18 protein-coding genes are annotated in these 19522 nt (G+C 69.4%); 14 read left to right on the forward strand and 4 right to left on the reverse strand.

Going from position 1 to position 19522, the window contains the following annotated elements; translation table 11 throughout:
• Positions 1-11: 11 nt before the first annotated feature.
• On the forward strand, positions 12-803 hold the full coding sequence (locus GVY64_RS14175; protein ID WP_159841461.1) for a DeoR/GlpR family DNA-binding transcription regulator: 792 nt from the start codon (positions 12-14) through the stop codon (positions 801-803).
• 278 nt (positions 804-1081) lie between these two features.
• Here GVY64_RS14175 and GVY64_RS14180 read toward each other — a convergent pair whose 3' ends face one another.
• On the reverse strand, positions 1082-1711 hold the full coding sequence (locus tag GVY64_RS14180) for a hypothetical protein (RefSeq protein ID WP_159841463.1): 630 nt from the start codon (positions 1709-1711) through the stop codon (positions 1082-1084).
• Between the two features lie 660 nt (positions 1712-2371).
• Positions 2372-3079: a nicotinamide riboside transporter PnuC gene (gene pnuC / locus GVY64_RS14185; RefSeq protein ID WP_201298011.1), complete on the reverse strand. Its 708-nt coding sequence runs from the start codon at positions 3077-3079 to the stop codon at positions 2372-2374.
• Between the two features lie 154 nt (positions 3080-3233).
• Here pnuC and GVY64_RS14190 point away from each other — a divergent pair, with 154 nt between their 5' ends.
• The 4 genes from GVY64_RS14190 (at position 3234) to GVY64_RS14205 (ending at position 6906) form a co-directional block, all read left to right on the forward strand.
• Positions 3234-4037 (forward strand): ABC transporter ATP-binding protein, encoded by an 804-nt coding sequence (locus GVY64_RS14190; protein WP_159841467.1) that lies wholly within the window; start codon positions 3234-3236, stop codon positions 4035-4037.
• A gap of 124 nt (positions 4038-4161) precedes the next feature.
• A complete protein-coding gene (locus tag GVY64_RS14195) occupies positions 4162-4908 on the forward strand; it encodes an ABC transporter permease (protein ID WP_159841469.1) in 747 nt (248 codons plus the stop codon).
• Between the two features lie 34 nt (positions 4909-4942).
• Positions 4943-5740, forward strand: coding sequence for an ABC transporter permease (locus GVY64_RS14200; protein WP_159841471.1), 798 nt, complete (start codon positions 4943-4945; stop codon positions 5738-5740).
• A 77-nt stretch (positions 5741-5817) separates the two neighbouring features.
• Complete coding sequence (locus GVY64_RS14205; RefSeq protein ID WP_159841473.1) at positions 5818-6906, forward strand: ABC transporter substrate-binding protein; 1089 nt, start codon at positions 5818-5820, stop codon at positions 6904-6906.
• Here GVY64_RS14205 and GVY64_RS14210 read toward each other — a convergent pair whose 3' ends face one another.
• Positions 6907-7944, reverse strand: a complete 1038-nt coding sequence (locus GVY64_RS14210) for an XdhC family protein (protein WP_159841475.1) — start codon at positions 7942-7944, stop codon at positions 6907-6909. It lies immediately after the preceding gene.
• Between the two features lie 13 nt (positions 7945-7957).
• A complete protein-coding gene (locus GVY64_RS14215; RefSeq protein WP_159841477.1) occupies positions 7958-8554 on the reverse strand; it encodes a nucleotidyltransferase family protein in 597 nt (198 codons plus the stop codon).
• Between the two features lie 135 nt (positions 8555-8689).
• On the opposite strand from GVY64_RS14215, the gene uraD reads away from it, so the two are divergent.
• The 9 genes from uraD to puuE all read left to right on the forward strand — a co-directional run bounded on the left by uraD (position 8690) and on the right by puuE (position 19451).
• Positions 8690-9193 (forward strand): 2-oxo-4-hydroxy-4-carboxy-5-ureidoimidazoline decarboxylase, encoded by a 504-nt coding sequence (gene uraD, locus GVY64_RS14220; RefSeq protein WP_159841479.1) that lies wholly within the window; start codon positions 8690-8692, stop codon positions 9191-9193.
• Positions 9190-9507 carry a hydroxyisourate hydrolase gene (gene uraH, locus GVY64_RS14225; protein WP_159841481.1) on the forward strand — a complete coding sequence of 106 codons (318 nt, stop codon included), beginning with the start codon at positions 9190-9192 and terminating at the stop codon, positions 9505-9507. Before uraD ends, uraH begins: the two co-directional genes overlap by 4 nt.
• A gap of 6 nt (positions 9508-9513) precedes the next feature.
• Positions 9514-10419, forward strand: coding sequence for a factor-independent urate hydroxylase (gene pucL, locus GVY64_RS14230; protein WP_159841483.1), 906 nt, complete (start codon positions 9514-9516; stop codon positions 10417-10419).
• Entirely contained in the window at positions 10407-11765 is a 1359-nt protein-coding gene (locus GVY64_RS14235) for an 8-oxoguanine deaminase (protein WP_159841485.1), read from the forward strand. The genes pucL and GVY64_RS14235 overlap by 13 nt, the downstream gene beginning before the upstream one ends.
• 288 nt (positions 11766-12053) lie before the next feature.
• Positions 12054-12896, forward strand: coding sequence for an FAD binding domain-containing protein (locus tag GVY64_RS14240; RefSeq protein ID WP_159841487.1), 843 nt, complete (start codon positions 12054-12056; stop codon positions 12894-12896).
• A complete protein-coding gene (locus GVY64_RS14245; protein ID WP_159841489.1) occupies positions 12896-15802 on the forward strand; it encodes a molybdopterin-dependent oxidoreductase in 2907 nt (968 codons plus the stop codon). The genes GVY64_RS14240 and GVY64_RS14245 overlap by 1 nt, the downstream gene beginning before the upstream one ends.
• Positions 15799-17016 carry a DUF6986 family protein gene (locus GVY64_RS14250; protein ID WP_159841491.1) on the forward strand — a complete coding sequence of 406 codons (1218 nt, stop codon included), beginning with the start codon at positions 15799-15801 and terminating at the stop codon, positions 17014-17016. The genes GVY64_RS14245 and GVY64_RS14250 overlap by 4 nt, the downstream gene beginning before the upstream one ends.
• A gap of 20 nt (positions 17017-17036) precedes the next feature.
• On the forward strand, positions 17037-18029 hold the full coding sequence (alc, locus tag GVY64_RS14255; protein WP_159841766.1) for an allantoicase: 993 nt from the start codon (positions 17037-17039) through the stop codon (positions 18027-18029).
• 486 nt (positions 18030-18515) lie between these two features.
• A complete protein-coding gene (gene puuE / locus GVY64_RS14260) occupies positions 18516-19451 on the forward strand; it encodes an allantoinase PuuE (protein ID WP_159841493.1) in 936 nt (311 codons plus the stop codon).
• Positions 19452-19522: the final 71 nt, after the last annotated feature.

The following is a 19522-nucleotide window of genomic DNA, read 5'->3' on the forward strand; positions in this document are numbered from 1 at the left end:
GCCGGTGTGAGATGACCGGACCCACGGATCGTCCGCAACGGTGGAGCAGGTTGCTGGAACTGCTCGCCGAATCCGGACGGCTCTCGGTGGAGGAGGCCGCCGACCGGCTCGGTGTGTCCGCCGCGACGGTGCGCCGCGATTTCACCGCGCTCGCCGAACAGCAGCTGGCCACCAGGACGCACGGCGGTGTGGTGGCGACCTCGGTGGCCTACGACCTGCCCGCCCGTTATCGGCAGAGTGCGGGTGAGGCCAAGCAGCGCATCGCCGAACACGCCGCGTCCCTGGTCGATCCGTGCGCGGTGGTGGGGATGAACGGCGGCACGACCACCACGGCGGTGGCCAGGTCGCTGGCCGGGCGCACGGATCTCGGATCGGCCGGTGACGAACAGCTCACCATTGTCACGAATGCGCTGAACATCGCGGGGGAGATGGTGCTGCGGCCACACATGCGCACGATCGTTCTCGGCGGTGTGGCCCGGCGGGAGTCCTATGAACTGCACGGGCCGCTGGCCGAACGGGCGCTGGCCCAACTGCGGCTCGACGATCTCGTGCTCGGCGTGAACGCGATTTCCGTCGAAGGCGGCGCCCAGTGCAGGCACATCGACGAGGCCGGGGTCACCACCGAGATGGTGCGGCGTTCCGGCCGGGTGATCGTGGTGGCCACCGGGGACAAGCTCGAGCGCACTGCGCTGGCTCGCATCTGCGGCATCGAGCAGGTGCAGGTGCTGGTCACCGATACCGGCGCGGATCCGGCCGCGGTGGAGGCGATCCGAGCGGCGGGCGTGCGGGTCGACGTGGTGTAGCCCGCCGTCGAGCATGCTCGCGCGACCAATTGAAGGCCGTTCGGCCCGACATGGCTATGCGCTGTGATCGGGTCTGGCCAATTCCCGAGCGAACTCGCGTTCGGCTCTCGCGATGAGCTCATCACCGGCTGCCGGGTAGGCCAGCGCTATCGCGATCAACGTGGCCTCGACACGAGGGCCGAGACCTGAGTGAGATCCTGGAGCCAGCCCCTCTTTCGCACGTGCCAGGTTCGTAGCGAAATTGCGTCGAAGTTGATCGGCTGACAAATCTCTGCCCCTCACATCAATCCTTCTCTCCGCCACTCCGACTCTGCCGTGTCCACCAGTAGCCTATGCAGAACCTGCGCGGGTTCGCTAGCACGGGCGCCATTCAGTTCCACGTCGGCGAACGCTTCAGCCAAAGCCTCGGTCGGATGAAACTCTCCCCCTTTCCAGAAGCTGTAGCTACTCAGCTGATCGCGCCATTTTCGGTAGGATTCGTCCATGTCGCTTTCAGAAACATTGTGGCCGTAGTTCTTTCGATAATAATCCAACAAAGAGGAATCAGCCCTGTCGAGGGTTGCCGAGCGACCTGCGTAAGTCAGCGCATGGCCGAATTCGTGAACCATGGCGCTATATGCCGGGCCTTGGGATCTCGGGACGAAATGTCTGCTCTCCACCGCTTCCGATACGTCTGTAGAAAGTCTTTCCGGGTCTGTGGCGTACTTGGTGGAGAATGTGATCCGAGTTGCTCTGAGATCGGTACCGCCGACTCTGTCTTCGAGCGCCCTCGCAATATCTCCCTCGACGTCGCCTATCTCTACCGATAAAATCCTGGTATGCGGATACCTGGCAAGCATATCGTCCACGGCTGCGACGATGCCGCGAACCGTATCCGTATCGACGCCCGGTGTACCGAAGCCATACACCTCGATGCCGTGCCGTTCGCGCAGACCTTCCGCGATCTCCCTGTTGATCCGCTCGTTCCGCCGGGCCGCCGACGAACGGGAAGTTGTGAACCAGAATTGTTCGACGGTGGAAAGTCGGCTCTCGGTGAATTGCTCGGCAGACCGGCTGCGGCGGCGATATTCCGCACTCCTTGTTCGTCGGAAGCCCTGGCTCGGTCGGCAAAGCGACGAAGCTCCTCGGCCCGAGACTGGACCGAACCTCTTTCGTGCGCCGCATATCTGCTCAATGCCCGCAGTATGTCTTCGGCGCCGTCGCGAAAAGCTCGGGAAACCCCATGGAAACGCGCGGGGAACATATGCCGGACCTCGAGACAAATCTACGTGCAAATCGACGATCCGACGACGCGGTCACCAAGTGCGTGCGGATGGACCGTTTGCTGTGAACCCTAGCATCCGATCTTCTCGGCAGCCGGATTCGGCGGACCGGGCAGGACCGTCAGGCAATGCCCCACATCGACACTATTGCTTCTCCAATGTCGAGAATGGTTGTATCGCAGGAGGTTCGGCGTAGTTGGCAAACCTCCGGCGCCGTGCTTGTCCCCAATAATGGGAATTGGTGTGGCGGGGAAGGATTCGGGACGGTAGCGACGAGGTTACCAATATGTGAACCGGAACAGCCGGTTATTCACCTGCGACGGTGGCCGCTACTCGATCGGGCTCCGCATCGCTGCCGGAGCCGGTGCCTCGGCGCATGGTTCGCACCCAGACGAGGAAGCCCCACACGACAAAACCCGCGTAGATCAGATACAGCGTCGCCGACGGGTAGTAGCCCGCCCGCATCAACAGCGGAACCCCGACGAGGTCGACGGCGATCCAGAGCAGCCAGAACTCGGCCAGCCCCCGCGCCATGCCGTAGGTGGCCAGGACCGAACCGGTGAAGATCCACGCCTCGGCCCACGGACCGTACGAACCCAGCCACTCGAAGAACTGAGCGAACACCGCGGTGCCCGCGAGCATCGCGGCCACGAGCACCACGCGTTCGCGCGTACTCGCCCAACGCGGGTCGACGCCGCGCTGGGTCGAGCCGGTCTCTCGCGCCGCGTGGCGGTACCAGCTCCACCAGCCGTAGACGCTGACCGCGACGAACATGAGCTGGCGTCCGGCCTGTCCCGCCATGTTCAGCTGCTGCGGAGTATGGAACACGCCGCCGACGAACACGGTGAACAGCAGGGCGTTCCCGGCGATGCCCACCGGCCAGGCCCACACGCGCCGTCGCATGCCGCCGATCGCGGACGCCAGACCGAAGCCGTTGCCGATCACCTCGCGCCAGAGCATCTCCGAGCCCGCGACGTGCAGCTTGGCGTCCAGCAGCGTGATGATCGGGTTCACCTGTCGTGTAACCCGCGGCGGGGCGTATCTCATCCGATCGGATCGCCGCGATTCGAAATCCACCTCGCCGCCGCGGTGCGGACCGTAACGATTGCGCAATCTGGCGGCGCGATTCGCAATGTCCGCGCAACGGGGTGCTCTTATCGTGGCCGTCATGAGCACGGAGAGCGGTACCGCCGGGGGGACCGGAATTCATCTCAGCGGGTTGACGAAGACCTTCCGGGTCGGGCGGAAGACCGTGCAGGCGTTGGCGAGTGTCGATCTGCACACCGAACAGGGCGCGTTCCTTTCGCTGCTCGGCCCGTCCGGCTGCGGCAAGTCGACGGTGCTGCGCATCCTCGCCGGCCTGGAGACGCCGACCGCGGGCACGGCGCTGATCGACGGGGCGACGCCAGCCGAGCTGCGGGGTAGGCACGCGCTCGGCATCGCGTTCCAGGATTCGGCGTTGCTGCCCTGGCGGTCGGTGGCCTCGAATATCGCGTTGCCGTTGCAGGTCGCGGGCGTCAAGCCGGAGCCGGGGCAGATCGACGAGCTGATCGGGTTGGTCGGGCTGGAGGGTTTCGAGAAGGCCAAGCCCGCGCAGCTGTCGGGTGGCATGCGCCAGCGCGTCTCGATCGCGCGGGCGCTGGTGGTGCGGCCTGCTGTGCTGCTGCTGGACGAACCCTTCGGCGCGCTCGACGACATGACCAGGCAGCGGCTCAATCTGGAGCTGCTGCGGATCTGGACCGAGAAGCCCGCGACGACGCTGATGGTCACCCACGGCATCGCGGAAGCGGTGTTCCTGTCCGACGTGGTGGCCGTCATGAGTCCGCGACCGGGGCGGGTGCTGGAACTGGTCGAGATCGATCTCCCGCGCCCGCGGCTGCCGGAGATGATGCGGACGCCGGAATTCCACAAGCTGCACGACTATCTGTCGGAGCTGCTGTTCGGGACCGCGGGAAAAGGAGGCGTCGCATGAACGAGCACCGACCAGAACGCTGCTTGCGCCATCGCGAACCGGGCCGGCAGCGGTCGAGCGCGCACATCTCGCCGGTGCGCCGGCGCCCCTTCGCGCGCTGCGTGCGGCGGACGGGAGACATGGCATGAAGCGCTTCGGCGGCGTGCTCGGCGTGCTCGGGCTGGTCGCGGTGTGGTGGGCGCTCGCGGCGTTCGAGGTCGCGGGCGGCACCGTACCCAGCCCCTGGCAGGTGCTGCACACCATGTACACCGACGGGTGGGGGCTGTACGGCCCCAACTTCCGGATCACCGCGCTCGGCGCGCTGCAAGGGTTCGTCTGGGGCAACGGCCTGGCCATCGCGCTCGCCGTCCTCATCGTGCTGGTGCCGCCGATCGAGTCGCTGGCCACCCAGCTGGCGATCCTGAGCTACTGCACGCCGCTGCTCGCGCTGGGCCCGATCATCCTGGTGGTCTTCGGCGGACGCACCCCTACGGTGTTCCTGGCGGCGATGTACTGCTTCTTCACGACGATGGTCGGCACCGTCGCCGGATTGCGTTCGGCCGACCGGACCAGCCTGGATCTGGTGCGCGCCTACGGCGGCGGCCGCTGGCAGCAGCTGTACCGGGTGCAGGCGATCGCGGCGCTGCCCAGCACGTTCGCGGCGTTGAAGATCGCCGCGCCGTCGGCGGTGCTCGGCGCGATCATCGGCGAGTACCTCGGCGGCGTGGACAGCGGCATCGGGGTGGCGCTCACCGCCGCGCAGACCTCCTACAACGTGCCGCGCACCTGGGGCATGGCGCTGGCCGCCGCGGCGCTGGCCGGGCTCGGTTACGCGCTGGTGGCGCTGGCGGCCCGGTCGGCCGCGCCGTGGACCGCGCAGGGGGCACGATGAACATCCGGCCGGGCCTGCACGGGAAGGACGCCCGATGAACCTGCTGCGACGCATCGGGATCTTCCTGCTCCCGCTGGCCACCTCGCTGCTGTTGATGCTGGTGATCTGGTCCGTCTTCCTGCGGGCGTTCCCGCAGGTCGGTCCGCGGGTCGGCAAGACGCCAGGCGACATCTGGACCTACCTGGTGACCGCCCCCAACGCCGCCGCCGCGCGGCAGGCCATCCTGGACGATCTGCAGATCACGCTGCGCGACGCGGCCATCGGGTTCGGCGCGGGCATGCTCGCCGCGCTGGTGGTCGCGGCGCTGTTCGTCTCGTTCGCCGCCGTCGAGCAGACCTTCCTCCCGGTGGCGATGCTGCTGCGCTCGGTGCCGCTGGTGGCGCTCACACCGATCATCGTGCTGGTGTTCGGCCGCGGTCTCGCGGGGGTCGCCGTGCTCGCCGCGATCGTCGTGTTCTTCCCCGCCCTGGTCATGATCATGGCGGGCTTGCGCGACGCGCCACGGCAGGCGCTGGAACTGGTGACCGCGTACGGCGGGTCACGCTGGACCGGGTTGCGCATGGTGGCCGTGCCCGCGGCGCTGCCTTCGGTGTTCGCCGCCGCGCGGATCTCGGTGCCGGGCGCGCTGATCGGCGCGTTGCTGGGGGAGTGGCTGGGCAGCGGAACCGGTCTGGGCGCCGCCCTGATCCGAGCGATTCCGACGTTCCAGTACAGCAAGTTGTGGGCATCGATCGTCATCGTCACGCTGGTCTCGGTGGTGCTCTACGCGATCGTCGGCGTGATCGAGAACCTGGTGCTGGCCCGGTTCGGCCCGGAAGCGGGACGACTCTGAGCGAACAGACCCGGCGGATTCCGCGCTCGGAACGCCAAAGTAAAGAAAATGAAACGCGCGGCACCTAGATTCGGCCCATGACACCCGCGCACCGCTCCACGTTCGGGCACCTGAACCGACGCTCATTTCTTCGTTACTCCGCGTTCGCCGGCGCCGCGCTCGGCGGTGCCGGGGCGCTGGCCGCCTGCGGCGGAAACTCCGGCGACTCCTCCGGCGGCACCACCGCGGACGGCTCGAAATACGGCGGGGTCGCGGTGCAGTTGTCCTGGCTGAAGAACATCGAGTTCGCGGGTGAATACTTCGCCGATTCGAAAGGCTATTTCAAAGAAGCCGGTTTCGGCTCGGTCGACCTGATCGCGGGCGGCGCGGCCAGCACGTCGGTGGAGGCCGGATTGGACACCGGAAAGGTGTGGCTGGGATTGTCCGCGCCACAGACCACCGCACCCGCGATCCTGGAGGGCCTGCCCGCCAAGATCGTCGCCACCACGTATCAGAAGAACCCGTTCGCGATCGTGTCCTCCGCGGCGAAACCGATCAAGACGCCAGAGGACATGAAGGGCCGCAAGATCGGTGTGCAGGACACCAACCAGCTGATCTTCACCGCGCTGCTCACCGCCAACGGATTGAAGCCCGGCGACGTCACCATCGTGCCCGCGCAATTCGATCCCACCCCGCTGGCCAACGGTGAGGTCGACGGATGGGTCAGCTACGTGACCAACGAACCGATCACGCTCGCGGCGAAGGGTTTTCCGACGGCGCACTTCTTGTTCGCCGATTACAACCTGCCGCTGGTCGCCGAGACGCTGACGGTCGCGCAGTCGACCATCGACAAGGAGCGTGACAAGCTCAAGGCGTTCCTGGCCGCCGAGATCAAGGGGTGGAAGGACGCGGTGGCGGATCCGGCCGAATCGGCGCGGCTGGCGGTGGAGGTGTACGGCAAGGATCAGAAGCTGGACCTGGCCGAGCAGACGAAAGAGGCGGTGGCGCAGAACGAACTGGTGGTCTCGGCGGACACGGCCGCCAACGGTCTGCTCTCCATGACCGACGCGCTGATCGAACAGAACGTCGCCGCGCTGCGCAGCGCGAAGATCGACATCAAGGCCGCGCAACTGTTCGATCTGTCCGTGCTGCGCGAGGTCTACGCCGAGAATCCCGGCCTGAAGTGATCAGATACCGAGTCCCACAGCGGTTCTCGGCGTGATCGGGATCTCGCCGCTGTACGGGTCGGCCGGTCGCGCCGGTTGCGCGGCGCGGGCGGCCAGCAGTTCGGCGGCGATCGCCACGGCCATCTCGGGCGCGGTGCGCGCGCCGATGTCCAATCCGGCGGGCGAATGCAGCCGCGCGAGCGTCTCCGGGCCGAAACCGCCTGCCTGAAGATCCTCGATACGCCGGATATGCACCTGGCGTGAGCCCATGGCGCCGAGATAGCCGAGCTCGGGTAGTCGTAGCGCCACGGTGAGAAGCGGGATCTCGAAGGTGGGATCGTGCGATAGCACGACGATGGCCGTGCTGCTGTCGATCTCCCCGGCCGCGGAGAGCGTGTTGAGGTAGCGGTGTGGCCAGTCCACTACCACCTCGGCGCCTGGAAAAGATTCCGGCGTAGCGAAATTGGGGCGCGAGTCGCAGATGGTCACTCGGTAACCGAGCAATCCGGCCTGCACTGTGAGTGCGGCGGCGAAGGAATTGGCGCCGAAGATGATCAGTCGCGGCGGCGGGGCGAACGAGGAGACGAAGACGTCCGAATCCGGTAGCGCCAACAGTTCGGTGGCGTGCTTCTTGTCGGTGATCAGGTGCTGGCCGATCAGATCGGCATCGGAGTTCCACACCACCGTGAAGACGGTGACCCTGCGGTGCGCCGCGATCTCGGCGGCGACATCCGGGAACTCCGGGAAGTGTCTTCGGGAGAACGGTTCGGTGAAGACGTCCATCATTCCCTCGCCGTTCGCGCCCGCCTCCAAGCCGGTGGCCATGCCGAAGCGGTGCATCGCGCGCCTGCCGGTGCGCGCCGCCTGGAGCACCGCCTCGTACGCGATCTCCTCCAGCCCGCCCGCGGCGACCGATCCGTAGACCGCCCCGTCCGGATCGACCAACATCGCGGAGCCCACCGGCAAGGGGGCGGCGCCCACGGTGCGCACGATGGTGCCAAGTCCGCCGGTCCGGCCCGAGTGCCACACCCGCAACAGGTCGTCGACGATGTCCCGCATCAGCTAGCTCCGATCACCGTGCGGTCCTGGCCGGGAAGTCACGATCGACGCCCGTCGCCAAATCGTCGCACGTGACGCACACCATATCGTCTCTACCGGTCAAATATGTCCGGGCTCCGGAATCTCCCGCCGCCGCACCGCACACCGCATTCCAGTGCTTGTGGGCGATAACAACGGGGTGGCCGAGTGTGTTGTGAAACACAGCTCGAGCCAGGCCGCTGGGGGCCGTCAGGGCGGCGGCGAGTACCCGGGCGACCACGTCGGCGCCGACATCGGGGGTGTCCACCGGCATGATCGCGGCGTAGCGCGCGGGCGTGCTCGACGCGGCGATCAGACCCGCCCGCAGCGAGGCGCTCAGGCCGGTGGCCCAGTCCGCCGCCCAGACGTGGCGCACCCCCGGCGGCAGATCGATGATCTGCGGTGTGGGGCCGGTCGCGCCGAGCACCACGATGACCGGATCACATCCCCCGTCGCGCAGCGCGGTGACCGTCGTTCGCAACCAGGCGCCGCCCTCGGCGAGCACTTTGGGTTTTCCGTAGCGGGTTCCGGCGCCCGCGGCGAGCACGACGCCGGCGCACGGTGCGACGGCGGAGCGATCAGGGTCGGCCATGCGTAAACGGTAATACCGGCCGGTCTGCGCCGCACGATGGGAAACCGGTGCTCAGACGCGTCCGGGAGCGACACGCCGACAGCGATCCGTCCCCTTCCGGTGGCGGCGGGCCGGGGCGTATTCGATGCTGGTCCGATGACGGATCTGCGACCCGGGATCGCGGCGTTCGACGCGCTGTCCGACGACGCCGCCTATCAGGCGGTGCTCGGCTGCTGCTCGTCGCCGGGCTTCGCGCGGTCGCTGGTCGCAGGCCGTCCGTACCGGAGAGCCGAAGCGCTGCTCGACGCGGCGGAGGAGTTGTCGGTGCGGCTGCCGGAGCCGGAACTGGACTTCGCGCTGGCGGGTCATCCCAGGATCGGGGAGCGGCCGCATTCCACGGCCTCGGCGCGCGAGCAGGCCGGGGTGGCGGGAGCGGACGAAGCGGTACGCGCGGCACTCGCCGACGGCAACCGCGTCTACGAAGAACGGTTCGGGCACATCTACCTGGTGTGCGCGAGCGGAAAGTCGGGCGAGGAGTTGCTCGCACTGCTCACCGCCCGATTGCGCAATGATCCCGAAACCGAAAGGCGAGTCGTGCGAACTGAATTGGCCAAGATCAACCGCATCCGGCTGCGCGCGCTGCTGGCGGAGCTGTCGTGAGCACGCTGAGCACCCACGTGCTGGATGCCGTGCGCGGTACGCCCGCCGCTGGCGTCACGGTGACGTTGTACCACCAGGAGCGACAGCTCGATTCGGGCGAAACGGGCGCGGATGGGCGGATCCGGGCATTGGGCGAAGCGCTCGAACCGGGAACCTATCGGCTGGTGTTCGACACCGGCGCCTACTTCGCGAGGCAGGGGGTCGAAACCTTCTATCCGGAAGTGAGCATCGCGTTCGCCGTGACCGACGAGAAGCGCTATCACGTCCCACTGCTGCTGTCGCCCTTCGCATTTTCCACCTATCGAGGGAGCTGAGCGAGCATGGAGCTGACCGGACCGATCGAGCTGACCGACCACCGCTACGGCAAGGCGGAGAACCGGATCGTCCGTATCTACCGCCGGACCGCACGGCACGAGATCCGCGATGTGAACGTCTCCACCGTGCTGCGCGGTGATTTCGCCGACGCGTACGTGTCGGGCGACCAGGCGAAGGTCCTGCCCACCGATACGCAGAAGCAGACGGCCTACGCCTTCGCCGAGCAGCCGGGACTGCGGGCGATCGAGGACTACGCGCTCGCGCTGGCCGATCATTTCGTCGCCGACATCGAACCGGTGCGCAGCGCGCGCGTCGAGGTCGACGAATACGCCTGGCAGCGCGTCTCGGTCGGCGGCGTGGAGCACGACCACACCTGGGTGCGCAGCGGGCCGGACGTGCGCACCGCGGCCGTCACCGTGACCGGCAGCGGCGACGAACGGCGGGCCTGGGTCGTCGGCGGGGTGAAGGACCTGACCATCCTCAAATCGACCGGCTCGGAATTCGCGGACTTCCTGACCGACGAGTTCACCGTGCTCGCCCCGACCCGTGATCGGATGCTGGCCACCGCGCTGGTGGCCGAGTGGCGGTTCGCGGCCAGCACGGGCGTGGACTGGGACGAGGTCTACGCGGGCGTGCGGGCGCGGCTGGTGGAGACCTTCGCGACCCTGCACTCGAAGGCCCTGCAACAGACTCTGTTCGAAATGGGCAAGGCCGCGCTGGCAGCCTACCCGGTGCTCGCCGAGATCCGGCTCGCTGCGCCGAACAAGCATCATTTCGAGTACGACCTGGCTCGCTTCGGCATCGAGAACCATGGCGAGGTGTACCACGCCGACGACCGGCCCTACGGGTTGATCCACGCCACCGTGGCACGTGCCGACGCGCCGGAAGCGGGTCTGGCGTGGACCAGGTGACCGTCATCGCGGACTGCGCCGTCGCGACCGTGGACCCGCACGGGACCGAGTACGGCCGCGGCCACGTCGTGGTACGCGGCAACCGGATCGACGCGGTCGGCGCGGGCGATCCGCCGGAAGTGGGCAGTGCGCGGCGCATCGATGGGCGCGGCTGCCTGCTGACTCCCGGGCTGGTGAACACCCATCAGCATCTCTATCAATGGATCACCCGCGGCCTGGCCACCGACCACACGCTGTTCGAGTGGCTCGGAAAGCTCTACCCCCTCTGGGCGGGTATCGACGAGGACGCGGTCCGCGTGGCGGCCACGGGCGCGCTCGCCGCTCTCGCAGCCTCCGGGTGCACCACCACCACCGATCACCACTACGTGTTCCCCCGCGACGGCGGTGACCCGCTCGCCGCCGAGATCACCGCTGCGGCGCGGGTCGGTCTGCGGTTCCACCCCTGTCGCGGCTCGATGGACCTGGGGGCGAGTGCGGGCGGGCTGCCGCCCGATCACCTGGTGGAACGCCTGGACGACATCCTCGCCGCGAGCGCGGAGGCCGTCGCGCGCTGGCACGACCCGTCGTTCGACGCCATGCTCCGGATCGCGCTGGCGCCGTGCTCGCCCTTCTCGGTCACGCCGGATCTGCTGCGCGAGTCGGCGGCCCTGGCCCGCGCGACCGGGGTGCGGCTGCACACCCACCTCGCCGAGACCGCCGACGAACAGGACTACTGCGCGTCCGCCTTCGGCTGCACGCCGGCGCAGTACATGCAGCGGCTCGGCTGGTTCGGTCCCGACGTCTGGTACGCGCACGCCGTCCACCTGGACGACGACGCGATCGACGCCATGGCGGAAACGGGCACCGGCGTGGCGCATTGCCCCACGTCGAACGCGCGGCTCGGCGCCGGCGTCGCCCGCACCGCCGACTTGGTGCGCGCGGGCGTCCCGGTGGGTCTGGGCGTCGACGGGGCGGCCAGCAACGAGGCCGGTTCGATGATCGAGGAACCGCGCCACGCGCTGCTGTGGGCGCGCAACCGGGGCGGCCCGCACGCGATGACCGTGCGGACCGCGTTGGAACTGGCGACCATGGGCGGCGCGCGCGTGCTGGGCCGCGCCGCCGAGATCGGTTCGATCGAGGTGGGCAAACTGGCCGACTTGGCGCTGTGGCGGCTGGACACGGCCGCGCACGCCGGGATCGAGGATCCGGTGACCGCCCTGGTGCTCGGCTCGGCCCCGCCGCTGGCGGCGCTGCTGGTGAACGGACGCGAGGTGGTGCGCGACGGCGAGGTCCGGACGGTCGACACGGACGTGGTCGCCGCGGAGGTGGCGCGGGCCCAGGCGGCGTTGCTCGCGAAGGCGGGTTGAGCTGGTCGGGTGTCCGGCAGGCGGGCCGGATGTCACCGCGGATCTGGCGAGGTGTCGTGCCTGGTCAAGCGGGACGAGCAATACTGAAGCAAGGTCGGCTCGGACGCCCGTGCGGGCGGGTGGAGCTGTGGTGTTGTGGACGGTATGCCCGCTCGGCCGGGACGGGTTCCGGCGGCAGGTGGCCGTCGTGCGGTGCGGTAACCGCGGCGCAATCCGACGCGCGTCGCGCGCAATATGGCGGCAACCGACTGGCTCTACGGTGACGGAGAGGCAGGAACGAGGTGAGACGTGGACCTGGACACGATCCGCGAGGTGGTGATCGCCCGCGAGCGGGCCGACCTGGCGGCGCTCGGCGCTTCGGCCGCGGTGCTCGCCGGAGGGACCTTCCTGTTCTCCGAGCCGCAGGATCAGCTGGTGCGGCTGGTGGACATCACCGGCCTGGGGTGGCCTTCGTTCGAGATCCGAGACGATGGGCTGGAGATCGCGGCGACCTGCACCCTGGCCGAGTTCGCGGGCGCCGCGCCGGGACGCGAGCTGGGGATGTCGGTGCTGCACGATCCGTGGCCGGGGACCGCGCTGTTCGCGCGGTCGTGCCGGGCGCTGTTGGCTTCGCACAAGATCTGGCGCACCGCCACCGTCGGGGGAAACGTCTGCCTCGCCCTGCCCGCGGGCGCGGTGCTCGGCGCGCTGGTCGCGCTCGACGGGACGGCGCAGGTATGGGCGGCGGACGGTGTCGATCGGACGATTCCGCTGCGGGAGTTCGTCCTGGCGCCGGGACACACGGTGCTGCGGCCCGGTGACGTGCTGCGCTCGATTCACTTGCCGCGGTCGAGTCTGCTGGCGCGCACGAGTTTCCGGAAGATCGCGCTCGCTCCGCTGGGCCGGTCCGGCTCCGTGGTGATGGGACGGCGGGAACGGGACGGCCGCAGCGCGGTCACCATCACGGCCGCCACGACCAGGCCCGTCGTCCTGGACTTCGCCGCGCCGCCTACCGAGCGCGCGATCAGCGACGCCGTGGACGGCATCGATCCCGCCTTCTGGTTCGACGATCCGCATGGGTCGCCCGAGTGGCGCGAGCACGTCACGGGGATGCTCGCCCGCGAGGTCGCCGCGGAACTCGAGGAATCCTGATGCGGTTCGAGGTGGACGGCAAGACCGTCGACGTCGCGGCGCGGCCGGGCCAATGCCTGCGGACGGCGCTGCGGGACGGTGGCGCCCTGGCGGTGAAGAAGGGGTGCGACACGGGCGATTGCGGCGCCTGCTCGGTGCTGGTCGACGGAATGACAGTGCACTCCTGCGTCTTTCCCGCCTATCGCGCCGACGGGCGTTCCGTCACCACCGCCGCCGGGCTCGGGGCGCCCGAGCACCCGCACCCGGTGCAGCGCCGGTTCGTCGACAACGCCGCCTTCCAGTGCGGTTTCTGCACCGCGGGCATGGTGGTCACGGCCGCGGGGCTGGGGGTTGGTGAGCAGGCCGACGTGCCGAGCGACGACCTCGCCGAACTGATGAAAGGAAATCTCTGCCGCTGCACGGGCTACCGCGCCATCCGCGCGGCGCTGGGCGAGCCGCTCGATCCGGGCGACCCTGCGGTGTCGGCTCCCGATCAGGTATCGCTGAACGCTGTGGGTGCGGGATGCGCTGTCGGGGAGTCGGTGGGGCGGCGGGTCGTCTCCGTCGGTGGGTCGCTCGAGCGGGGCGATTCTGCGGCGTCGGCCCCCGGTCGACCCGCGACGACCACCACAGGTCGGGGCGCCGGTGCCTTGGCCGGGCCGCGCCTCGTGTCCGGCAGCGAGCCGTTCACGCTGGACCTACCGCAGGTCGGGTCCCGCGCGGAGGATCGGTCGCGAGTCGGCGAGAGCGCGCCGCCGACCGCTCCGCTGCACATCGCCGTACTGACCAGCCCGCACCCGCACGCGCGCATCCGCTCGATCGCCACCGCCGCCGCCGAGTCGCTGCCGGGCGTGCACGCGGTTTTCACCCATGCCGATGCGCCGGGCGTGCCGTTCTCCACGGCGCGGCACGAATCGCGCACCGACGATCCCGATGACACCTACGTGCTCGACCGGACCGTCCGATTCGTGGGGCAGCGGGTGGCCGCGGTGGTGGCCGACAGCGTCGCGCTCGCCCGCGAGGCATGCCGCTTGCTGGAAGTCGACTACGAGGTGTTGCCCGCCGTCTTCGAGCCGGAAGACGCGCTACGCGCCGACGCGCCGAAACTGCACGGGGACAAACCGGCCACGGCCCGGATCGTCGATCCCGGCCGCAACCTGGTCGCCGAGCTGCACGGGGAAGTGGGCGATGTCGCGGCGGGACTGACCGCCGCGGCTCAGGTGGTGCGCGGTGTCTGGCACTCGCCGCGCGGGCAGCACGTGCATCTGGAGACGCACGGCGGGGTCGGCTGGCTGGACGACGCGGGACGGCTCGTCATCCGGTGCAGCACGCAGGTGCCGTTCCTGGTCCGTGACGAACTGTGCCGTCTGTTCGGGCTGGAAGCGGCGCAGGTGCGGGTGTTCGCGGCCCGGGTCGGTGGCGGGTTCGGCGCGAAGCAGGAGATGCTGGCCGAGGACCTGATCGCGCTGGCCGTGCTGCGGACCGGCCGACCAGTGCAGTACGAGTTCACCCGCTCCGACGAGTTCACCTCCGCCACCTGCCGTCATCCGATGCGGGTCGAGGTGACGGCGGGGGCCGACGCCCACGGTGTCCTCACCGCCTTGGCCGTCGACGTGCTCGCCGACACCGGCGCCTACGGCAATCACAGCGGCGGGGTGATGTATCACGGCGTCGGCGAGTCGGTGGAGCTGTACCGCTGCGCCAACAAGCGGGTCGACGCGCGGGCGGTGTACACCAACAACGTTCCTTCCGGCGCGTTCCGCGGCTACGGCCTCGGGCAGGTGATCTTCGCGGTGGAGTCGGCGCTGGACGAGCTGGCGCACGCGCTCGGCATGGACCCGTTCGAACTGCGCCGCCGCAATGTCGTGGTGCCCGGCGACCGGTTCGTCGGCGCGGCGGTGAACGAGAGCGACCTCATGTTCGGCAGCTACGGCCTGGACCAGTGCCTCGACCTCGCCGAACGAGCGCTCTTGCGCGGCAACGACGTGCACGCGCCCGGTCCCGAATGGCGGGTGGGCACCGGCATGGCCGCCGCGATGATCGCGACCGTCCCGCCGCGCGGCCACCGGTCGGCGGCGACGGCCGCGCTGCTGCCCGACGGTCGCTACGAGATCCGTTGTGGAACAGCGGAGTTCGGCAACGGAACGACGACGGTGCACGCGCAGCTCGCGGCCGCCGCACTGGACACCGAGGTCGCCCGCATCGTGGTCCGCCACGCCGACACCGACCTGGTTGACCACGACACCGGCGCGTTCGGCTCCACCGGCATCGTGGTCGCGGGCAAAGCCGTGTACGCGGCGGCGTGCGCGTTGCGCGGGCTCCTGCTGGCCAGAGCGGCCGAACTGGCGGGCCTTCCGGAGCGGGACTGCGTGCTGACATCCGGCGGCGTGCACTGCGGTGACCGGCTGCTCCTCGCGGCCGAACTGCTGACCGGCGGCGATCTCGTCGCCCACGCCGAGCACGGGGGCAGCCCACGGTCGGTGAGTTTCAACGTGCACGCCTTCCGCGTCGCCGTGCATCCGGGCACCGGGGAGGTGCGCATCCTGCAGTCGATCCAGGCCGGCGACGCGGGCACGGTGCTCAACCCGGTGCAGTGCCGCGGGCAGGTCGAGGGCGGTGCCGCACAGGCCGTCGGCACCACGCTCTACGAGGACATGCGCAGCGCGCACGGCGTGATCGGCGCGCGAACCCTGCGGCACTACCACATACCGCAGTTCGCGGATGTGCCGCGCACGGAGGTCTACTTCGCCGAGACGGCCGACGCGCTCGGCCCGTTGGGCGCCAAGTCGATGAGCGAATCGCCGTACAACCCGGTCGCGCCCGCGCTCGCCAACGCGATCCGCGACGCGGTCGGCGTGCGGCTGTACCGGCTGCCGATGACCGCGGACCGGGTCTGGGCCGCACTGCGGGAGAAGGGATCACGATGACGAAGGTGCCGGAGAACGTCCGCGCGCGCATCGAGGCGCTACTCGACACGGTCGACGCCGAGCTGCGCCGCAGATATCCCGGCTCGAACGGCCCCCCGCAACCGATCCACACCGTGTACGTGCCGGCCGACCGGGTCGCCGAGCAGACGCCGGAGGTCTGGGGCGCGACCGCGGTCGAGTTGCTCGACCGCCACCAGGACTTGCTGGCCACGCTCGACACGACGGGTGCGCTGCCCGACGTGCGTAAGCGGCTGGAAGCCGCCCCGGTCCAGGACTTGCGCATCGACTTCGAGGACGGTTACGGCCTGCGCGCCGACATCGAGGAGGACCGCGCCGCCACGGCGGCGGGCACGGTGCTCGCGGGCTGGGCGCGGAGCTCCGGAGGCCCGGCGAACAGCGGCATCCGGATGAAAGGTTTGGGCGGCGGTGAGCGTCGCCGGGCGCTTCGCACGCTGGACCTGGTTCTGGAGGGCGCGGGCGGGGTGCCGGCGGGGTTCGTCTTCACCGTCCCCAAGATTCGGGCCGCGCAGCAAGTGACGGCTCTGGTGCAGTTGTGCGTCGGGGTGGAGCGCGCGTACGGCATCGCAGAGGGCAGCTTGCGTTTCGAATTGCAGATCGAGAGCCCGCAGGCGATCCTGGCCGCGGACGGCACCTCGCCGGTGGCCACCATGCTCACTCTTTCCGAGGGGCGGTGCAGTGCACTGCATTTCGGCACTTACGACTACACCGCCGCTTGTGGCGTCGCCGCGCCGGATCAAGCGCTCGACCACCCGGCCGCCGACTACGCCAAAGCGGTGATGCAGGTGGCGGCCGCGCAGACCGGGGTGTGGGTGTGCGACGGGTCCACCCAGATCGTGCCGGACGGCGATCCCGCGGCCGCGCTGCGCAACCACCACCGGCTGGTCACCCGCGCGTTGCGGCGGGGGTACTACCAAGGCTGGGACATGCATCCGGGCCACTTGGTCACCCGCTGGCTGGCCACGTACGACTTCTTCCGCCGGGCGATCGACGTGGCGGTGCCGCGCCTGCTGGACTACCTGGCTCGGCGCGGCGGCGACGTCGTCGACGAACCCGCCACCGCCGAAGCACTGGCCGCCACCGTGCTGCGCGGCATCGAGTGCGGCGCCCGCCCGGACGCCGGCGCTCCGGAACTCACCGAGGCGGTCCTGCGCGCCCTGGCGGCCCGGTCGCCGCTGCCTGTGGAGACGCCGTGACCGGCCATCCGAACGGGGCGATCCCAGGAGACAGCGCAGACGCGGGTTACGAGGACGCGGAGTTCACGCTGCTGCCGGATCTGGCGGTCCGGCCGCTCGGCGGCTCGGTGATCTGGGCGAACGACGAATTCTTCGCGGAGAAGGAGAACCTGATCAACTCCGGCCCCGCGCAATATCGTCCGTCCACGTTCGGGCACAAAGGGCAGATCTACGACGGCTGGGAGACCCGTAGACACCGCGGGCAGCCCGGCGACGACGCCGCGATCGTGCGGCTCGGTGTGCCGGGCGTGATCCGCGGGATCGTCGTGGACACCGCGTGGTTCAAGGGCAACTACCCGCCCGCCGTCTCGGTGTCCGCGCTGGAGATCGAGGACTATCCGACCGCGGAAACCATTGCCGCGCGCGATGATTGGGTGATGCTGGTCGATCGCTCCCCGGTCGCGGGCGACAGCCGGAACCTGTTCCAGGTCGAGAACGAGAAGCGCTGGACCCACGTGAAACTCGAGATGCATCCGGACGGCGGCGTGGCCAGGCTGCGGGTGCACGGCGAGGGCAGGCCCGATCCGCGCCTGCTCGGGCTGGGCCCGCTGGATCTGGCCGCCTTGGAGAACGGCGCGCTGGTGCTGGACTGCTCCAATCGCTTCTACAGCTCGCCCAACCAGCTGCTGTATCCCGGCCTGGCCCGGTCCATGGGCGAGGGCTGGGAGACCGCCCGGCGCCGGGACGACGGCAACGACTGGGTGCGCATCCGTCTGGCCGGACCCGGACTGATCCGGCTCGCCGAATTGGACACCTCATACTTTCTCGGCAACAGTCCGGGGGCCGCCCGGCTCACCGGCCGCACCAACGACGGCACCGAACTGGAACTGTTGCCGCGCACCGCCCTGCTACCCGACACCAGGCACCGGTTCCCGATCGCGCCGATGGCCGCGTCCGTGGAGGAAGTGCGCCTGGACATCTACCCGGACGGCGGGTTGGCACGGTTGCGACTGTACGGCGAGCTCGGCGGATGAGCGAGCGGGGTGAGCGGAAGTCGATACAGCACACCGCATCTGCCGGAGCCGAGTGCCGGGGAGGTGCCGTCGTGAGCAGTCCAGACCTGGGGCCGGGCGGGTGTCGATCGGACCGCAGTCGTGGGGCAGGCGAGTGTGGGGGAGTCGCAGTGGTGAGGGGCGCAGATCTGGTGGTGGCGGCCGAGCGTCGATCGGGGGCAGTCGTGGGGCAGGCGAGTGTGGGGGAGGTGCCGTCGTGAGCAGTCCAGACCTGGGGCCGGGCGGATGTCGATCGGGCCGCAGTCGTGAGGTAAGTGACTGTGGGAGAGTCGCAGTGGTGAGGGGCGCAGATCTGGTGGTGGCGGCCGAGTGCCGATCGGGGGCAGGCGAGTATGGGGGAGGCGCAGTGGTGAGGGGCGCAGATCTGGTGGTGGCGGCCGAGTGTCCATCGGGCGCAGTCGGGGGGCAGGCGCGGAGGCGGCAGGCAAGTGTGGGGGAGGTGCAATCGTGAGCAGCGCGGACTCGGGGCGAGCAGCCGAGGGTGCACGGGATTTCGTCGGGTACGGCCCCAACCCGCCGGACCCGCGGTGGCCGGGTGAGGCGCGGATCGCGGTGCAATTCGTGCTCAACTACGAAGAGGGCGGTGAGAACAACGTGCTCGACGGCGACGACTTCTCCGAGACCTTCCTCTCGGAGATGACGCCCGCCGAAGCGTTCCCGAACCGTCATATGAGCATGGAGTCGCTTTACGAGTACGGCTCCCGCGCCGGGCTGTGGCGAGTGCTGCGCGTCTTCGAGCGTCGCGGTCTGCCGCTGACGGTCTTCGCGGTCGCCCGCGCTCTGCAACGCAACCCGGAGGCGGTGGCCGCTTTCCGGGAACTGGACCACGAGATCGCCTGCCATGGCCTGCGGTGGAAGTCCTACCAGCTGACCGACCGCGACACCGAACGCGCGCACATGGCCGAGGCGGTGCGCATCCTCACCGAGCTGACCGGCGCGCCGCCGCTGGGCTGGTACACCGGCCGCGACTCACCGAACACCAGAGAACTGGTGGTCGAGCACGGCGGCTTCGCCTACGACGCGGATTCCTACGCCGACGACCTGCCCTATTGGGTGCGCGTACACGACCGCGACCACCTGGTGGTGCCCTACACCCTGGACACCAACGACATGCGCTTCGCCTCACCCGCCGGTTTCCCCACCGGCGAACAGTTCTTCGCCCACGTCCGCGACGCCTTCGACGTCCTCTATCGCGAAGGCGCGGAGGGCAGTCCGAAGATGCTCTCGATCGGCCTGCACTGCCGCCTCATCGGCCGCCCCGCCCGCACCGCCGCCCTGGAACGCCTACTCGACCACATCCAGTCCAACGACCAGGTCTGGATCACCCGCCGCATCGACATAGCCCACCACTGGCACTCGGCCCACCCCCCGCCCGCTCGATAGCCGACGAGTGGCACACGGCTGCGGCAAAACGCGAGAAGGCCCCTCGCTGATGTGCCACTCATGTGTGCCAC

The organism is Nocardia sp. CY41, from assembly GCF_009829325.1.
In the GTDB taxonomy this organism is placed as follows: Bacteria; Actinomycetota; Actinomycetes; order Mycobacteriales; family Mycobacteriaceae; genus Nocardia.